General features: G+C 67.5%; 16 protein-coding genes. 4 read left to right on the top strand and 12 right to left on the bottom strand.

Translation table 11 applies throughout. The annotated features are described in order from the left end of the window. Positions 1–121: 121 nt before the first annotated feature. Genes WDC87_RS17130 through mdoH form a run of 4 tightly spaced genes read right to left on the bottom strand, consistent with a single transcriptional unit; the run spans position 122 to position 4,546 of the window. Positions 122–853: a LytTR family DNA-binding domain-containing protein gene (locus tag WDC87_RS17130; protein WP_061478104.1), complete on the bottom strand. Its 732-nt coding sequence runs from the start codon at positions 851–853 to the stop codon at positions 122–124. A 10-nt stretch (positions 854–863) separates the two neighbouring features. Then, positions 864–1,907: a sensor histidine kinase gene (locus WDC87_RS17125; protein ID WP_072167228.1), complete on the bottom strand. Its 1,044-nt coding sequence runs from the start codon at positions 1,905–1,907 to the stop codon at positions 864–866. Positions 1,908–1,910: 3 nt separating this feature from the next. Then, entirely contained in the window at positions 1,911–2,570 is a 660-nt protein-coding gene (locus WDC87_RS17120) for an alpha/beta hydrolase (RefSeq protein ID WP_080376908.1), read from the bottom strand. Between the two features lie 50 nt (positions 2,571–2,620). Continuing rightward, positions 2,621–4,546 (bottom strand): glucans biosynthesis glucosyltransferase MdoH, encoded by a 1,926-nt coding sequence (mdoH, locus tag WDC87_RS17115; protein WP_005419550.1) that lies wholly within the window; start codon positions 4,544–4,546, stop codon positions 2,621–2,623. A gap of 498 nt (positions 4,547–5,044) precedes the next feature. Here mdoH and WDC87_RS17110 point away from each other — a divergent pair, with 498 nt between their 5' ends. Then, on the top strand, positions 5,045–7,078 hold the full coding sequence (locus tag WDC87_RS17110; protein WP_252744764.1) for a TonB-dependent receptor: 2,034 nt from the start codon (positions 5,045–5,047) through the stop codon (positions 7,076–7,078). A gap of 60 nt (positions 7,079–7,138) precedes the next feature. Here WDC87_RS17110 and WDC87_RS17105 read toward each other — a convergent pair whose 3' ends face one another. After that, positions 7,139–7,309, bottom strand: a complete 171-nt coding sequence (locus tag WDC87_RS17105) for a hypothetical protein (protein WP_172412093.1) — start codon at positions 7,307–7,309, stop codon at positions 7,139–7,141. Positions 7,310–7,523: 214 nt separating this feature from the next. Here WDC87_RS17105 and WDC87_RS17100 point away from each other — a divergent pair, with 214 nt between their 5' ends. Then, a complete protein-coding gene (locus WDC87_RS17100) occupies positions 7,524–7,910 on the top strand; it encodes a DUF2628 domain-containing protein (RefSeq protein WP_014648516.1) in 387 nt (128 codons plus the stop codon). A 77-nt stretch (positions 7,911–7,987) separates the two neighbouring features. Here the strand turns inward: WDC87_RS17100 and WDC87_RS17095 are convergent, their stop codons facing one another. The 3 genes from WDC87_RS17095 to WDC87_RS17085 all read right to left on the bottom strand — a co-directional run bounded on the left by WDC87_RS17095 (position 7,988) and on the right by WDC87_RS17085 (position 12,634). After that, on the bottom strand, positions 7,988–10,519 hold the full coding sequence (locus tag WDC87_RS17095) for a methyl-accepting chemotaxis protein (RefSeq protein ID WP_252744763.1): 2,532 nt from the start codon (positions 10,517–10,519) through the stop codon (positions 7,988–7,990). Between the two features lie 211 nt (positions 10,520–10,730). Next, complete coding sequence (locus WDC87_RS17090) at positions 10,731–11,624, bottom strand: NAD(P)-dependent oxidoreductase (protein ID WP_072167234.1); 894 nt, start codon at positions 11,622–11,624, stop codon at positions 10,731–10,733. A 98-nt stretch (positions 11,625–11,722) separates the two neighbouring features. Further along, positions 11,723–12,634, bottom strand: coding sequence for a S41 family peptidase (locus tag WDC87_RS17085; RefSeq protein ID WP_134970925.1), 912 nt, complete (start codon positions 12,632–12,634; stop codon positions 11,723–11,725). Between the two features lie 50 nt (positions 12,635–12,684). On the opposite strand from WDC87_RS17085, the gene WDC87_RS17080 reads away from it, so the two are divergent. Further along, a complete protein-coding gene (locus WDC87_RS17080; RefSeq protein ID WP_072167236.1) occupies positions 12,685–13,149 on the top strand; it encodes a MarR family transcriptional regulator in 465 nt (154 codons plus the stop codon). Positions 13,150–13,153: 4 nt separating this feature from the next. On the opposite strand, the gene WDC87_RS17075 is transcribed toward WDC87_RS17080, so the two are convergent. Further along, the gene (locus WDC87_RS17075; protein ID WP_255299123.1) at positions 13,154–13,288 is read right to left on the bottom strand and encodes a hypothetical protein; all 135 of its coding nucleotides are present in this window, start codon (positions 13,286–13,288) and stop codon (positions 13,154–13,156) included. A 175-nt stretch (positions 13,289–13,463) separates the two neighbouring features. On the opposite strand from WDC87_RS17075, the gene WDC87_RS17070 reads away from it, so the two are divergent. Next, positions 13,464–13,766, top strand: a complete 303-nt coding sequence (locus WDC87_RS17070) for a KGG domain-containing protein (RefSeq protein ID WP_188247798.1) — start codon at positions 13,464–13,466, stop codon at positions 13,764–13,766. Between the two features lie 125 nt (positions 13,767–13,891). On the opposite strand, the gene WDC87_RS17065 is transcribed toward WDC87_RS17070, so the two are convergent. From WDC87_RS17065 to WDC87_RS17055, 3 genes are all read right to left on the bottom strand, one after another. Beyond that, positions 13,892–14,242, bottom strand: a complete 351-nt coding sequence (locus WDC87_RS17065) for a VOC family protein (protein ID WP_072167239.1) — start codon at positions 14,240–14,242, stop codon at positions 13,892–13,894. A 104-nt stretch (positions 14,243–14,346) separates the two neighbouring features. After that, positions 14,347–14,547 (bottom strand): hypothetical protein, encoded by a 201-nt coding sequence (locus WDC87_RS17060; protein WP_072167240.1) that lies wholly within the window; start codon positions 14,545–14,547, stop codon positions 14,347–14,349. Between the two features lie 91 nt (positions 14,548–14,638). After that, the gene (locus tag WDC87_RS17055; protein WP_252744762.1) at positions 14,639–15,157 is read right to left on the bottom strand and encodes a Rossmann fold nucleotide-binding protein; all 519 of its coding nucleotides are present in this window, start codon (positions 15,155–15,157) and stop codon (positions 14,639–14,641) included. Between the last annotated feature and the right edge of the window lie 38 nt (positions 15,158–15,195).

Raw genomic sequence — 15,195 nt, 5'->3', positions numbered from 1 at the left:
AGCGCGTAGCAACACCGAGCCATGACCCGCTGTTGCTGTTGCTGTTGCTGTTGCTGTTGCTGTTGCTGTTGCTGTTGCTGTTGATTTCACAGCAGTCGCGGCCGCAGGCCGCGCGGACCACTCACAGATGCCGCAGTTCCTGCTTCAGCGTCGCCACGCACCGGCGGCTGACTTCCAGCGGCTGCTTGCCATGCCGCAATACCGCCTGCACCTGCCCGCCCGAGCCCCGACGCAGCTCCACCAGCTCGTGGCGTGCCACCAGGCAGTTGCGATGGATGCGGATGAAACGACTGGCGAACTCTTCTTCCAGCGACTTCAGCGATTCCTCGATCAGGTCCTCGCCGCGCGCGTGGTGCACCACCACGTACTTCTCCTCGGCCTGCAGGTAGTGGATATCGTCCAGCGGAATCAGGCGCAGGCTGCCGCGCAGGCGTGCGCACAGCACGCTGCGTGCCTGCTGCCCGCTGTGCTCCTGTGGCCGGCCACCGCGGCCGGCCAGGAACGTGCGCGCACGCGCGATCGCCGCCGCCAACCGTTCGGCACGCACTGGCTTCATCAGGTAGTCGATCGCTGCAGCCTCGAACGCCGACAGCGCATGCGCATCGTAGGCGGTGCAGAACACCACCGCTGGCCGGGGTTCGAAGCTGGCCAGGTGGCGGGCCGCTTCCAGGCCATCCAGCCCGGGCATCGCGATATCCAGCAGGACCAGGTCCGGCTGCAGCTCCGCGCACGCGTGCAGGGCCTGCTCACCGTTGCCGGCCTCGGCCACCACGTCCACGCCGTCCTGTGCCGCCAACAGGCTGCGCAGGCGCTCGCGCGCCAGCGGTTCGTCGTCGGCGATGACTACCCTCACGATCGTTCCCTCACTGGATCGGCACTGTCACCTGGCAGGCATAGTAGCCCTCGCTCCAGCCAGCCGTCATCCGCGCGGCGCTGCCGAAGCGCCAGGCCAGCCGATGGCCGATGCTGTGCTGGGCATGGCCGGCGCCGCGTGCCAGCGCCAGCCCCGGCGCCTGCGGATCGGGTGCCGGGTTGCGTACGCGGATCTGCAGCTCATTGCCCTCGCGCGCCAGCTGCAGTTCGATGGTGCCGCCGTCGGGCAGGCGCGAGATGCCATGCAGCACGGCATTTTCCACCAGCGGCTGCAGTACCAGCCTTGGCAAGGGCAGGTCCCATGGCAGCGGCTCGTCGCGCTGCCAACGCACCTGCAGGCGTTCGCCCAGGCGCAGCGATTCGATCGACAGGTAGCGCTCTGCCAGTTCGCATTCGTCGCGCAGGGTGGAATCGCCCTCGCCCGCCCCCAGCGCGGCACGGAACAGATCGGACAGGTCCAGCACCGCGCGCTCGGCGACTGCCGGGTCACGATGCAGCAGGCTGGCGATCAGGTTCATGCTGTTGAACAGGAAATGCGGGCGGATACGCGCCTGCAGCGCGTCGGCCTGCGCGCGCGCGTTGGCCTGCACCTGCGCGGCCCAGCGATCGCTTACGTAGAAGTAGCGCAGCGCCAGCGCGGCGATCAGCGCCGTAGTTGCCGCGCTGCCGAGGGTGAAACGCCAGAAGCTGATGCCACTGGCGAAGTTGTCGCCCAGCACCGCGTACAGCGCGTGCACGATGCCGGCGCAGACCACCGCGATCAGGGTGGCCAGCACGGTCGCCGCAATGGCGCCCAGCACCGGCGGCAGCCGCGACAGGGTCTGCCGCAGCATGCACAGGCTGGCGGTCACCGCCAGCGCCAGCCACAGCGCGAATCCGCTGGCCGACAGCAGTTCGCCGAAGGTCCAGTGACGGCTGCCGTCCGGCGCCAGCGCCAGTACCACCACCACCAGCTCGGCCAGGCCGAGCATCGCCGCCAGCCGTGGCAGGCGGCACAGTTCCGGCATCCACGGCGGTGTGCTGGCCGGCGACATGGCTCAGGCGGCGCCCAGGCGTTCCTGCAGCCAGTCACCCAGTGCCTGGATCTCCTCGGCACAGACCTGGTGAGCCATCGGGTAACTGTGCCACGCCACATCCAGGCCCAGCGTACGCAGCGTCTGCGCGCTGTGCGCGGCGACGGCCTGCGGGATCACCGGGTCGCCACTGCCATGGGCCATGAACACCGGCACCTGCACCGCGCCGTCAACACGCGTGGCGCTGTCGGCTTCGGGCAGATAGGTGGACAGCGCGATCAGGCCGGCCAGTGGCGCGGTACGCGAGAGCGCGGCCGTCAGGATGATCGCCCCACCCTGCGAGAAGCCTGCCAGGAAGATCTTCTCCGGCGCGATGCCGCGCTCGATCTCGCGCGCGATCAGTGCGTCCAGATGCACCACCGATTCCTGCACGCCGGCCATGTCGGCGCGCGAACGGAAGTCCATGCCCACGATGTCGTACCAGCCGCGCATCGGCACGCCGTTGTTGATCGTGATCGGCCGCACGGGTGCGTGCGGGAACACGAAGCGCAGCGCCGGCCAGTGCGGCCGCACCAGTTCCGGCACGATCGACGCGAAATCATGGCCGTCGGCGCCGAGGCCGTGCAACCAGATCACCGACCACTGCGGCGAGGCGCCGGTTTCCTGTTCCACCGTTTGCAGCATGATGCGGCTCCTTCAAGTTCGAGCCGCATTATGCCGCTGGCGCGGGGCAATCAGTACAGCGGCGGTTGCTCGGCCGCTTCCCGCCGCAGCTGCGCGGCGCGTACCAGCACCGGTGGCGGAATGTTCTCTTCCGGAATATCGAGCAGGCCGAGGCGATGCAGGAAAGCACCGGGGCCGCGCGAGGAGGTCAGCGCCACCACCGGAACGGCCAGAACCATGCCGATCACCACCGGCGCCATCCAGGCCGCCAGCGACGGCGATACCGCCCAGGCCAGCACGCCCATGAAGGCGCCGAACACACCCAAGCCACCGTAGCCACGGATCAACGCCATCCACGAGATGCCGCCGTCGTCACGCTGCTGCGCGTCCCAGCCGGAATCGCGCCCGGACAACACTTCGGCCACGCCGCGTGACTGCACGTACATCACCACCGGCGCCATCAGCGCGGCGAGCACGGTTTCCACCAGCATCGATACGAAGGCACGGATCGGACCGCCACAACCGCGGCGGTCGACCGGGTCCAGCAGCATTGCCAGGTAGCCGAGCACCTTGGGCAGCAGCAGCACCGCCATGGTGGCGGCGAACAGGCGCACCACCTGCTCTTCATCCTGTGCGCGCCAGTACACGCTGGGCGACAGGTGCAGCAGGGCGTTGAAATCGATGCCTTCCTGGAACAGCGGGATGGCGATGCCGATCAGCATCAGCATGGCCCACATCGGTGCGGTGAAATAGTGGCCGATGCCGATCAGCATGTGCGTGCGGCTGATCCAGTGCAGCCCGCGGCTGCCGACCACCTTGCCGTGCTGCAGGTTGCCCTGGCACCAGCGACGGTCGCGCACCAGCAGGTCGGTCAGCGTCGGCGGGCCTTCCTCGTAACTGCCACCGAGGTAGGGCACCATGTGCGCGGCCCAGCCGCCACGACGCATCAGCGCCGCTTCGACGAAATCGTGGCTGAGCACGTGGCCGCCGAACGGCTTGCGCCCCGGCAGCGCCGGCAGGCCGGCGTGGTCGGCGAAGGCACGGGTACGGATGATGGCGTTGTGGCCCCAGTAATTGCTCTCGGCACCGTGCCACCAGGCCACGCCGCGGGCGATCACCGGCCCGTACACGCGGCCACCGAACTGCTGCATGCGCGCGAACAGGGTGCGGCCGCCGATCACCGACGGCAGGGTCTGGATCAGTCCGACGTCGGCGTTGTGTTCCATGCCGGCCACCAGGCGCACGATGCTGTCGCCGGTCATCAGGCTGTCGGCATCAAGGATCAGCATCTGTGGATAGGCACCGCCGAAGCGGCGGACCCAGTCAGCGATGTTGCCGGCCTTGCGCCCGCTGTTGTCACCACGTCGACGATAGAACAGGCGCGTCTGCCCCTCCGGCACACGCTCGCGCAGCTCGGCGAACACCTGTTCCTCGGCAGCGGCAATGTCCTCGCGGCGGGTGTCGCTGAGCACGAAGAAGTCGAAGCGGTCGAGCTGGCCGGTGGCCGCCACCGACTCGTAGATCGCCTGCAGGCCGGCCAGCAGGCGGCGCGGGTCTTCGTTGTAGGTCGGCATCAACAGCGCAGTACGGCTGTGCACGGCCGGCAACGGCTTGTCCGGGTCGATGCCGAGCCGATAGCCCCGGTCGAACACAGCGGTCAGGAAGCCGGCCAGGGCGCTGGCAAACGAGAGTGCGATCCAGGCAAACAGGCCGACGAACAGCACCAGCAGGCAGGCTTCGAGCACGCTGATGCCATTGGCCGACAGCACCCGCCACATCATCCGCGTAGCCACCGCGGTCATGCCGAGCGTGCCACCAAACAGGTACAGCCGGCGCAGGCCGATCAGGCGCGGCGAGGTGCGATGCCGCCGGACCTTCAGTGCGCCTTCGCGCAGGGTCTGTTCGGGCATCGGCAACGGCGATTCAGCGGGCAGCAGCGCCCAGCCGGCATCGAGCCGGGGCGTTCCTGCTTCCGCATGGATGGTCTGCACCCCCATCGTCGCTTACTCCGCGCCGTCGGCACGGCCGGCCATCCCGGCCGGGCTGCATGCACCAAGGTTCCCGGCGCGCTTTCCCGGCGCCCGCACTTGTCCTGGCTGTGTCGGCCTCACGCCGCACAGTCGATGTCTGTCACTACCGGAACCCACACGATCTCCAACGGGGCGGAATCGAAAATGCGGCCCAGTCTAGGGCCCAGAATGTAAGCCGGGTGCGAAGGTCTACACCGGGATTTGTCCCCATTCAGCAAATAGCAGGCGATCACGCCAGGGCATGGCCAGCTGTCACTGCATCGCCCCCGGTACTGGATCGTAACAAACGCGAACGGTTATCATTTAATCAACCAGGCAGGTCACCGTCTTCCGCGCGGCCGCGACCCACCCAGCTGCGCCGGTCCTGACCGCGCACCCGACGACCCCACGGAAGGGGGGGGCTGCCTGCTGTCTGCCTGCGCCTGCTGCTTCCACCGGGTCACCCCACCTCCCATGGAAGCCGTCATGTCCCTGTCGTCCCGTTCCCGTTCCGCGCGCCTGCCGCGCACCCGCCTGGCCACCGCCTGCCTGCTGGCCCTGCCCGGCCTGGCCGCCGCAGAGGCCGCCGCCGATGCCTCCACCAAGGACCTGGATACCGTGGTGGTCACGGCTTCAGGCAGCCAGCAGTGGATCAAGGATGCCCCGGCCAGCATCAGCGTAATCAGTCGTGAGGACATCGAGCGCCAGCCGGTGCCGGACCTGGCCGCCCTGCTCAGCCGCGTACCGGGCGTGACCGGCGGCCTCAGCGCCGTCGGCGAGCAGTCCAAGATCAAGCTGCGTGGCATGCCGTCCAACTACACGCTGGTGCTGGTGGACGGCAAGCGCATGGGCAGCTCGGCCTCGACCAACTATCGCCCCGACCTCGGCCGCCAGGACCTGAACTGGATCTCGCCGGACCAGATCGAGCGCATTGAAGTGGTGCGCGGGCCGATGTCGTCGCTGTATGGCTCCGATGCGATGGGCGGGGTGATCAACATCATCACCCGGCGCATCGGCGACGAATGGAACGGCAGCGCCACCCACAGCTACACCCGCCCGGCTGACGGCAAGCGCGGCGATACCCAGCAGATCGGCGCCACGTTCTCCGGACCGCTGGGCGAACGTTTCGGCCTGCGCATCGGCGCCAACAGCATGCGCCGCGATTCGGACCGCTCCAACGGCGGTGTCTACGGCAACGCCTATGCCGGCGAGAAGGACCGCAATGTCGATGCGTTGCTGCAGTGGAAGCTGAGCGACGCACAGGAACTGTCGCTGGAAGCCGGGCACGGCGTGCAGCAGGCCTTCATCGATGCGTCGCTGGAAAAGCAGGACGAAGGTGCGTGGGGTGCCAGTGAGCTCAAGCGCAGCTCGCTGGCGCTCAACCACGATGGCAAGTGGCGCTTCGGCAATTCGAAGATCAGTGCGTACTGGACCGAGTACAGGAACGACATCGGTGCTGCCGGCCGTTCCGAAGCGACCGATACGATCATCGACGGCAGCCTGACCACGCCGTTCACCCTCGGCGTTGAACACCAGTTCGCCGTAGGCGGCCAATGGAAGCGGCAGGAGCTGACCAACACCGACACCATCGGCCGCGCGCCGATCGACTATGCCGGCAACGCGGTCAGCGGCTCCACTCTGGACGTGGACACCTGGGCGCTGTTTGCCGAGGACGAGCTGAAACTGCACCGCACCCTGGCCCTGACCGTGGGCGCGCGCCTGGACCATCACGAGCAGTTCGGCGGCCACGTCAGCCCGCGTGCGTACCTGGTCTGGCACCCGGCCCAACAATGGACGATCCGCGGTGGCGTCTCCAAGGGCTTCCGTGCGCCCAGCCTGACCGAGAACTCGGCCAGTGCCGCTACCCAGTCCGGGGGCCGCGGCTGCACCTCGCTGATTCCGCTGGGCTATACCCGCGGCGGGTGCTACATGGCCGGCAACCCGGACCTCGATCCGGAGACCAGCACCAATCGCGAGATCGGCATCAGCTTCGACAATGACCTGATCGATGTCGGCGTGACCTATTTCCACACCGACTTCCGGAACAAGATCGAGTACGCACCGCTGGGCCGGTTCAACGGCATCTGGTGGACGCGCATGAGCAACGTACAGCGCGCGCGCACCCGCGGCATGGAAGGCAACCTCAACGTCCGCTTCGGCGAGCAGTGGCGCTGGCGCACCTCGGCGACCTGGATGAAGGAAGCCAGGAACCTGACCACCGGCCGCAACCTGATCGATACACCGGAGTTCTCCGGCTATTCGTCGCTGGACTGGGCGCCCAGCACGGTGTTTTCCGGCAGCCTGTCGGCGCAGTACACCGGCAGGCAGACCGGCACCGCCACGACCTTCCTCAAGGCCTATACGCTGTATGACCTGACCGCGGCATGGAACGTCAACGAAGTGCTGACCCTGCGCGGTGGCGTCAGCAACCTGGCCGACAAGAAGCTGTATGCGGAAGGCTCCACCGACTACTTCGTCGCCGGGCGCAGCTACTTCCTGAGCGTGACCGCGCGGTTCTGACCGGCGGCACGCGCCGTGATCGCGCTGGCGACATGCCAGCGCGATCGACGGTGTTGCGGGTTACTCGCTTTCCAGCGCGGTCGGTGCCGCATCCCGCGTGGCGGCCGTGCGCGCACGGTCCATCGCCACCGCCAGTTGCTGGCGTGCGAGCAGTTGTTGTGCCTGCACCACTTCAGGTGTCGGCAGGAGCACCGGTCCCGGTGCGTTTTCCGGTGTAGCAGCTGTAGTCATGCAACCTCCATGGACATCCCGCCACCGCACGGGCTCAGCCGGGGCGGCAGCGGAACTGCGCACCCTATCCTAAAAACAAGGCGGGTGGGTGACGGCGCGGCGCTTAGGCGCAGGCGCGGGAACAAGGCAGGCGTCACATTCTTGACGCTAGCGCTTGGATCCTGAATAGGACTTGTCCTATCATGAAAACGTTTTCTCACAGGGATGTTTCCCAATGAATACCACCGACCTGTCCCAGTTCAGCCCGAAGTGGCAGTTCCGCTTCAACTTCTTCCGCCAGCACGGCGCCCCCAAGAACCCCGGCTTCAAGCAGGCTTGGAAGGCACTGTCCTTTGGTGACCGCCTGAAGATCAACCTGAACTTCTTCGCGTTGTTCTTCGGTGCCATCTACCTGCTGATTCTCGGCATGTGGCGCAAGGCACTGGTGGTGATCGGCATCAACATCGCGCTGGCCATCGTCAGCATGTTCCTGCCGGATGTCGTCGGGCGCATGCTGTTCATCGCCATGAACCTGCTGGTCGCCTCCAGCACCAACTACAGCTACTACCTGGAAAAGGTGGAAGGACGCGCCAGCTGGAATCCGTTTGAAGGAATGTTCTGAGCCATCAGACCTGCGCAGGATGCGCGGCAAGGATGCATGCGACGCCCGGCAGCCGCCGGGCGTCTTCGTTTCCGGCATCAGGCCGCGCGGCGGGCCATGCCCTCCGGCTCGGCCTGCAGGCGGAAGCGCGACACCGCCACTGCCAGCTGCTCGGCCTGCTCCTCCATCGCACGGGCGGCGGCACTGGCTTCCTCCACCAGCGCGGCGTTCTGCTGGGTGGTTTCGTCCATCTGCACTACGGTCTGGTTGACCTGCTCGATGCCGGCAGACTGTTCGCGCGACGCGGCCGAGATCTCGGCCATGATCTCGTTGACCCGGCCGACCTGACCGACGATGTCCTGCATGGTGCGCCCCGCACCATGCACCAGCTGCGCGCCGGCACCGACCTGGGCCACCGAGGCGTCGATCAGCTCCTTGATCTCCTTGGCAGCACCCGCCGAGCGCTGCGCCAGCGCCCGCACTTCACTGGCCACCACTGCGAAGCCACGGCCCTGTTCACCGGCGCGCGCCGCTTCCACTGCGGCGTTCAACGCCAGGATGTTGGTCGGGAACGCAATGCCATCGATCACCGAGATGATCTCGGCGATGCGCTGCGAAGACGCCTCGATCTGCTCCATGGTGTGCACCACCTGGCTGACCACCTGGCCGCCTTCGCTGGCCACGCCCGCTGCGGAACCGGCCAGCGTGTTTGCCTGCAGCGCATGGTCGGCGTTCTGGCGCACGGTGGAGGTCAGTTCTTCCATCGACGCGGCGGTTTCCTCCAGGTTGGCGGCCTGCTGCTCGGTGCGGCGCGACAGGTCACTGTTGCCGGCGGCGATCTCACCGGCGGCCAGGCGGATGCTGGCCGCCGACTGCTGGATCTGGCCGACGATCTGGGTCAGCTGCTGCACGGTGCTGTTGGCATCGTCGCGCATCACCGCAAACACGCCGTGGAAGTCGCCCTGCATGCGGGCACTGAGGTCACCGGCGGCGATCGCGCGCAGCAGCGTCGACAGTGCCGCCAGGTTGTGGTCGCTGACCTGCATCATTGTGTTCAGGGTCTCCACCATGCGGCGGAAATCATGTTCGAAGCGCAGTGCATCACCGCGCACGGCGAAGTCACCGGCGGCGGCGGCGGCGGCCAGTTGCTGGATCTGCTCGTTGATCGCGGCCAGGTTGCGCTTGGTGGTCGCCATTGCGGCAGTGAACACCGCCTTCTCGCCCGGCAGCACTTCCATGTCCACGCTGAGGTCGCCCACGGCATAGCGCTGCATCACTTCAACCAGGCGCTGGGTGACCGCATTGCTGGAGGCCACCAGCTGGTTGCTGTCGGCCACCATGCGGCCGTACTCGCCCGGGAAGGCCGCAGCATCCATGCGATAGCTGAGTTCACCGGCATCGTGCCGGCGCGCCATTTCGGCCTGCGCAGCCATCACCGACTGCAACTGCCCACGCATGCCCTGCATTGCGTCCAGCAGGCGCCCCACTTCGTCGTTGCTGCGCGCCGGCAGCGTGCTGTCCAGCTTGCCGGCGGCGACATCACCGGCCACGCGTACCGCTTCGGCCAACGGGCGAATCGCCAGGCGGCGCAGCAGCACGTAGACGCCGGCGCTGAGGGTCAGCGCGGCGATCACGCCGACCAGCAGGGTCAGCCACAGCAGCTGGCGTGCCTCAGACACGATCACCGCATGCGGCATCACCACGCCCAGCGCGAAGCGTTGCGGGGCGTCGCCCACGCGCAGCGGCACATACACGCGTACGTTGCCGGCCGCGTCGGGGCTGAAGGCCTCGAACGGACGGTCGGCGGCGATGTCGGCCAGCATGCTGCGGGTCAGGGCATCGTTGCGCGGCTTGCCGATCTCGGCGGCATTGGCCGAGGCCAGCACCACGCCCTTGGGCGACAGCAGTTCGACGCGGCCAGCCCCCATCGGCTTCAGCGTTGACAGGTGCTTCTGCAGCGCTGCCAGCGAGAAGTCGACGGTGAACACGCCCAGGAATCTGCCGTTCTCGATGATCGGCGTGCTCAGGGTGCTCATGAGCACCTTCTGGCCGGCGATGTCATAGGCGTAAGGTTCGCTGACCTTGGGCAGCTTGTCGCGGCTGGGCACCATGTACCAGTCACCGGAACCGCTGGCAGTTTCGGTGTAGTCGGTCATCACCGACTGCTGCGGTTTGCCGTCTTGCCAGGCCCAGTAGCTCATGTAGCGGCCGGTGGCATCGTGTGCTTCGGAATTGACGAACTCCGCATCCTTGCCGTCGAAGGCATCGGCCTCCCACATGGTGCTCTTGCCCAGCCATTGAGGATGAGCACGCAGCTGTTCGCCGAGCACCGCCGCCAGGCTGGCGCGGTCGGGTATGTCACCACGGGCACGCTGGGCCAGCACGGCCTCGACCATGGCGTCATTGCTGGCGAAAGCCGTGCCCAGATCAGCCGCCACCTGGCGCGCCTCAGCGTTGGCCTCGCTGGTCATGGTCTGGCGCGAGGCGCTGATCAGACTGGCGCTGGCCTGCCGGTAGATCAGGAAGGCGGTCAGGCCGAAGCACAGCAGCGCGATCACGGCGGTGCCCAGCATCAACTTGTGGGCGATGCTGCCCGGGCGTTGGGCAGCGGCAGAGCGGGAAGAAGACATGGGAGGGTCCGCAAGGAAGTTCAGGACGACCGGCACCACGAGGGCACCGCGCAGGCGCGCGATCCGTCGCGCAGGCCACCGGCCGCCGGGGCGCGCCCGGCGCTGGAAGCGCACTGGGTTAGCGGCCGCCCGCCAACGAGGTTGAGGCGGTCGGCCTGCACATTCCTGAATCCGCTCAGGGTCGGCTCAACGCTCCCCCTCTGCGATGCCCTCACTCGGCCACGCGGTCCTTGATCCACTGTGCCCGCGGCAGTACCTCGATGCTGCCGACGGCATACTGCTGAAGCACGTCGTCGGGCCCGAAGCACGGTTTCCAGCCCAGCGCGCCGCGCAGGCGGGCACTGTCGTAGACACGGTCGATGCTCAATGGCAGCGGCCAGCCACGGCGTTCGAATTCGGCCAGCAGCTGTGGCGCGCGACGGGCCAGCACGCTACGCGGGTGGGTGGCCAGCTCCAGGCAGTCCTCGCGCCGGAACGGCGTCGGGGCACAGGCGAGGTAGCGCGCGAACCGGGCGCCTTCGTCGAGCAGCAGTGCAGCATGTGCGCTGGCCACATCGCGGGCGTCGATGCCGCGATGCAGGCGGAACATCGCCATCCGTTCGGGCGGTTCCGGGAAACACCGGCCCATGCGCAGCACGCGAACGCTGAAGCCCGGCGTGGCGGCGGCTTCGGCCAGGGTCTCTGCCTGCAGCTTGGTACGGTGGTAGATCGTGCGCGGCAGCGGCTCGGTGTCTTCGTCGATCCAACGGCAGCCACCGGCCACCACGGCATGGCCATACAACGCAGTGGTGCTGGTCAGCACGAAGCGCCGTGCACCGGCTTCGCGTGCCGCCTGCAGCAGGTGTGCGGTGGCCTCCACGTTGATCTGCTGGAACACCGCATCCGGCACCAGGCCGACATGCGGGGCATGCAGGGCCGCGGTATGGATGACCGCATCCACGCCCTGCACCGCGCGCGCGACGGCCTGCCGATCGCTGACATCGGCAATGATGCGCGTGGTGGCAAACGGACTGCGGTCCAGCCCCACCACTTCGTGGGCAGCCGCCAACGCACCGAAGATCGCGCGCCCGATGCGGCCGGAACTGCCGGTCAACAGAATCTTCATTGAGTCCATTCACTCGAAGCGCCCGGGAACTACCGGGATGCTTCGATTCTAGGCATGCAATCGCGCATCCGCGATAGGACAGCCATGCAATCGTGCGTTCATCTTGACGACTTCGCAGGCGCCAGCAGTTGCCGCGCGATGAACAGCGGATCGTCGCCGCCGGCCACATCAGGCCTCACGCCAGTACGTTCCCAGTTTCCACCGGTGCGCAGATTGATGGGTTGCCGGTCGGGAATACTGATCTGATAGCCATCGGGCAGCAGCACAGGATCACCAAACATATGCGCGGCACCGCCACTGCGCGTACCGACAATCCGCGCACGGCCCAGTGCCTGCAGCGAATAGGCGACGAACTCGGCCGCCGAACCGGTGCGGCGGTCGATCAGCACCACCAGCGGTTTCAGGTACGCAGGCAGGCTGGCAGGCGGCAGCGGGACCGGCGTGCGCCGGCCGCGCTGGTCCAGCTGCTGCACCGCGTCGATCTTCGCGTCCAGCAGCGTGCGTACCAGCAGGTCGGCACTTGCATCGTCGCCGCCCCCGTTCTGGCGCAGATCCAGCACCAGGCCATCGGTGTCGGCCAGCAGGGCAAGGGCCGCAGCGAACTTCGGGCGCGCCAGATCCAGCGGATAGAAGGTACTCAGGCGCAGGTAGCCAATGTTGCCCTCCATCACCCGCACCTCGCGCACGCCGGCACCATTGCCGCGGGCATCGGCGCGCCAGGCCATCAACCAATCGTCCTGGCCGGCCGCTGCGTCCACGCGTTCAACATGGAAGTGGCCATCGAACATGTCCAGGTCCTGGTTCAGGCGTGCGCTGAACGCAACCGGATCCGAACAGCTGTCCGCATAGCGCTGCTGCACCGACCAGGTGCGCAGGGCATCGGCGATACGGGCGCCCTCCGCCTCGTCAAGGTACTGCGCCTGCACGGCGGTGGCCGCCGCGCGCAGCACTCCGTCCTGCGCCGGGCAGGCCCCTGCCAGCAACGCAGCGAGCATCCAGGACACGGCCATCAACCACCTCCGCGTTGAAGATATATAAGCGCTTATATATCATCCCGGTCATGGATCTCCAACACGCCACGCTCGGCACGTTGCTGCGCGCCCTGCTCGACCAGCTGGACCCGGCGGTCGAGCAGGCCTACCGGGACCTGCAACTGGACTACCGGCCCCGCTACACACCGGTGCTGCGCACGCTGATGGCGCAGGGCCCCTGCCGGATCAAGGACCTGGCATCGGCCTGCGGGCTCAGCCATTCGGCGCTCAGCCAGACCGTGGCGGCGATGGTGCGCGATGGCTGGCTGCACGCGTCCAGCGGCGACGATGGTCGTGAACGCATCCTGCAGTTGAGCCCCCGCGCACAGCGCGCGATGCCTGCGCTGCAGGCGCAATGGCAGGCCACTGCCGTAGCGGCGCGCAGCCTCGATGCCGATCTGGGCCAGCCGCTGGAGCAGGTACTGCGCGACGCCCTTGCAGCGCTCGCACAGCGGCCCTTCGCGCAGCGCCTGCAGGACGCCCGCCGGCGCTGAAGCCTTACTGCTCTGCGGCCATTTCGATTTCGCTGGGGAAGGTCCAGCCGCCGTTGCCCAGGCGCAGCTCCATCGTGCGGCACTGCGCGGCCAAAGGGGCTGTATTGCCGAGCACGTACTCCTCTTCGGTCGAGCCCATCACGCCGGCCTGGGTGAAGGGTGCAGTTCGTCCTAGCCACTCAGGGCGATGCGCGCAGCGGCGCGCCGTGAAAAGCAGTACGGTGCGGCGTGAAGGCAGCCGCACCGGTGCGGACACTCCGTTAGCCGGGCACCGGCAAGGATGAGCTTCCCTTCCATGCAACGGGAGCCTTCCCATGGCCGACCAGCACCACGGCACTTCCCATCGTGGCTTCGCCTCGATGGACCAGGACAAGCAGCGCGCGATCGCCGCAAAGGGAGGACGCGCCGCGCATGCGTCCGGCAATGCACACGAGTTCAGCCCGGCCGAGGCACGCGTGGCCGGCCGCAAGGGCGGCGAGGCGATCAGCCGCAACCGACAGCACATGGCAGCGATCGGCCGCGAAGGCGGGCACGCTCGCCACGCCAATGCACGGCAGCAGCGGCAAGCGGCCGAAGCGACGCCGACGAGGGACGGTCCACAACGCCAGCAGGGCTGACCGCGGCGCGTTCAGGCTCGCCTGGGCTGCCGGAGCAGCCCGGATGCCGCGAGCAGGGCCAGCACGCCGGTAGACGGTCATCGTCCCGCGCGCACCGTCAGGCGTGGCGAGGCACCATCCACCGCTCAGGCGTGGGCGAGGATGTTCAACAGCCGACCGAACGGATCGCGGACGAAGAAGCGCCGCACGCCCCAGGGTTCGTCGGCCGGGCCATATTCCAGCGCGATGCCGGCCGCGCGCATGCGCTGCAGCACGTCCTGCAGATTGTCCACTTCGATCGACAGGTCCGGCACCGGCGTGCCCGAGCCCCCTTCGCTGGCGAAGCTGACCTGCGCTTGCGCACTGCCCTGCCCGCCGTGGGTGACGATCCAACCATGGTCCATCACCACCGGCATGCCGAGCAGCTCGCCATAGAACGCAGCGGCACGTGAGGGATCGGGCGTGGCGATGTTGGCGACGACACGCTTGACGGCCATGTTCCACTCCACCAGGAAGAATGTGTCGAGACTGCCCAACCTTGCGCATGAACAGAAGAGCCCCGTCACGGACGGGGCCCGTCTTCAGCCGAGCATGGCTGGGCTTACACCGCGCCGCAGCGCTCCATGACACATCGATCGTATTCGTACTGGCATTCCATGGCATCACCACCACCGGACACACATGCCTGGTAAGCCTTCCAGCAGGGTAGATCGCAGGGCTGGACCGGTCCGGCCAGGGCCACCGAGCCGCTGCAGGCCAACGCGAACACAACACCGGCGATCACTTTCCCGAAAGTACGCATCGACATCGCTCCTTGATAAGCCTGGTGATCCCAGGCCGGGCCACCTTAGCGCTGCACACGGGACGCTGGGTGAAGGCCGATGCCGCTCGACTCAGCGGTGCAGCAACCCCAGCACACGCAGCTGCCCGGCCAACTCATCAACGTTGCGCCACGGCAGGATCGGCGAATTGCCGCGCTCGTCCGGCGGGTTGTCCGGCAGCGCATCGGACCAGCCACCGGCCCCGACAAGCGGCAGCAGCGGCCGCTTGTGCAGCCAGGCCAGGCAAACCTCCGAGATCGTACCGGCGCGCCCGCCGATCACGATGCAGGCATCACCGGCCAGGGCCATGATCAGGTTGCGCGCATCGCCCATGCCACAGGGCACCACCACCGTGGCGGGCCAATCGGCTGCCGGCATGCCGCTTTCCGGGATCACGCTGAGCACTTGGCCACCGGCGGCTACCGCCTGCTCGGCAGCTACCCGCGTAGCGGCACTGCCACAGCCGCTGACCAGCGTGATGCCCTGCACGGCCAGGAAACGCCCTGCTTCAGCTGCGCGCTCGAACGCGTCGCTGCCAGGATCGGCACTACCCAATATCGCCAACTGTGGTTTACGCAATGCGTTACGCATGGACGGCTCCAAGGCCTCGGAAAGAAAGGTCGCGGTGC

The organism is Stenotrophomonas maltophilia group sp. Smal12 (genome assembly GCF_037079935.1).
Taxonomy (GTDB): domain Bacteria; phylum Pseudomonadota; class Gammaproteobacteria; order Xanthomonadales; family Xanthomonadaceae; genus Stenotrophomonas; species Stenotrophomonas sepilia.
This window is presented reverse-complemented; position numbering and strand designations above follow the sequence as displayed.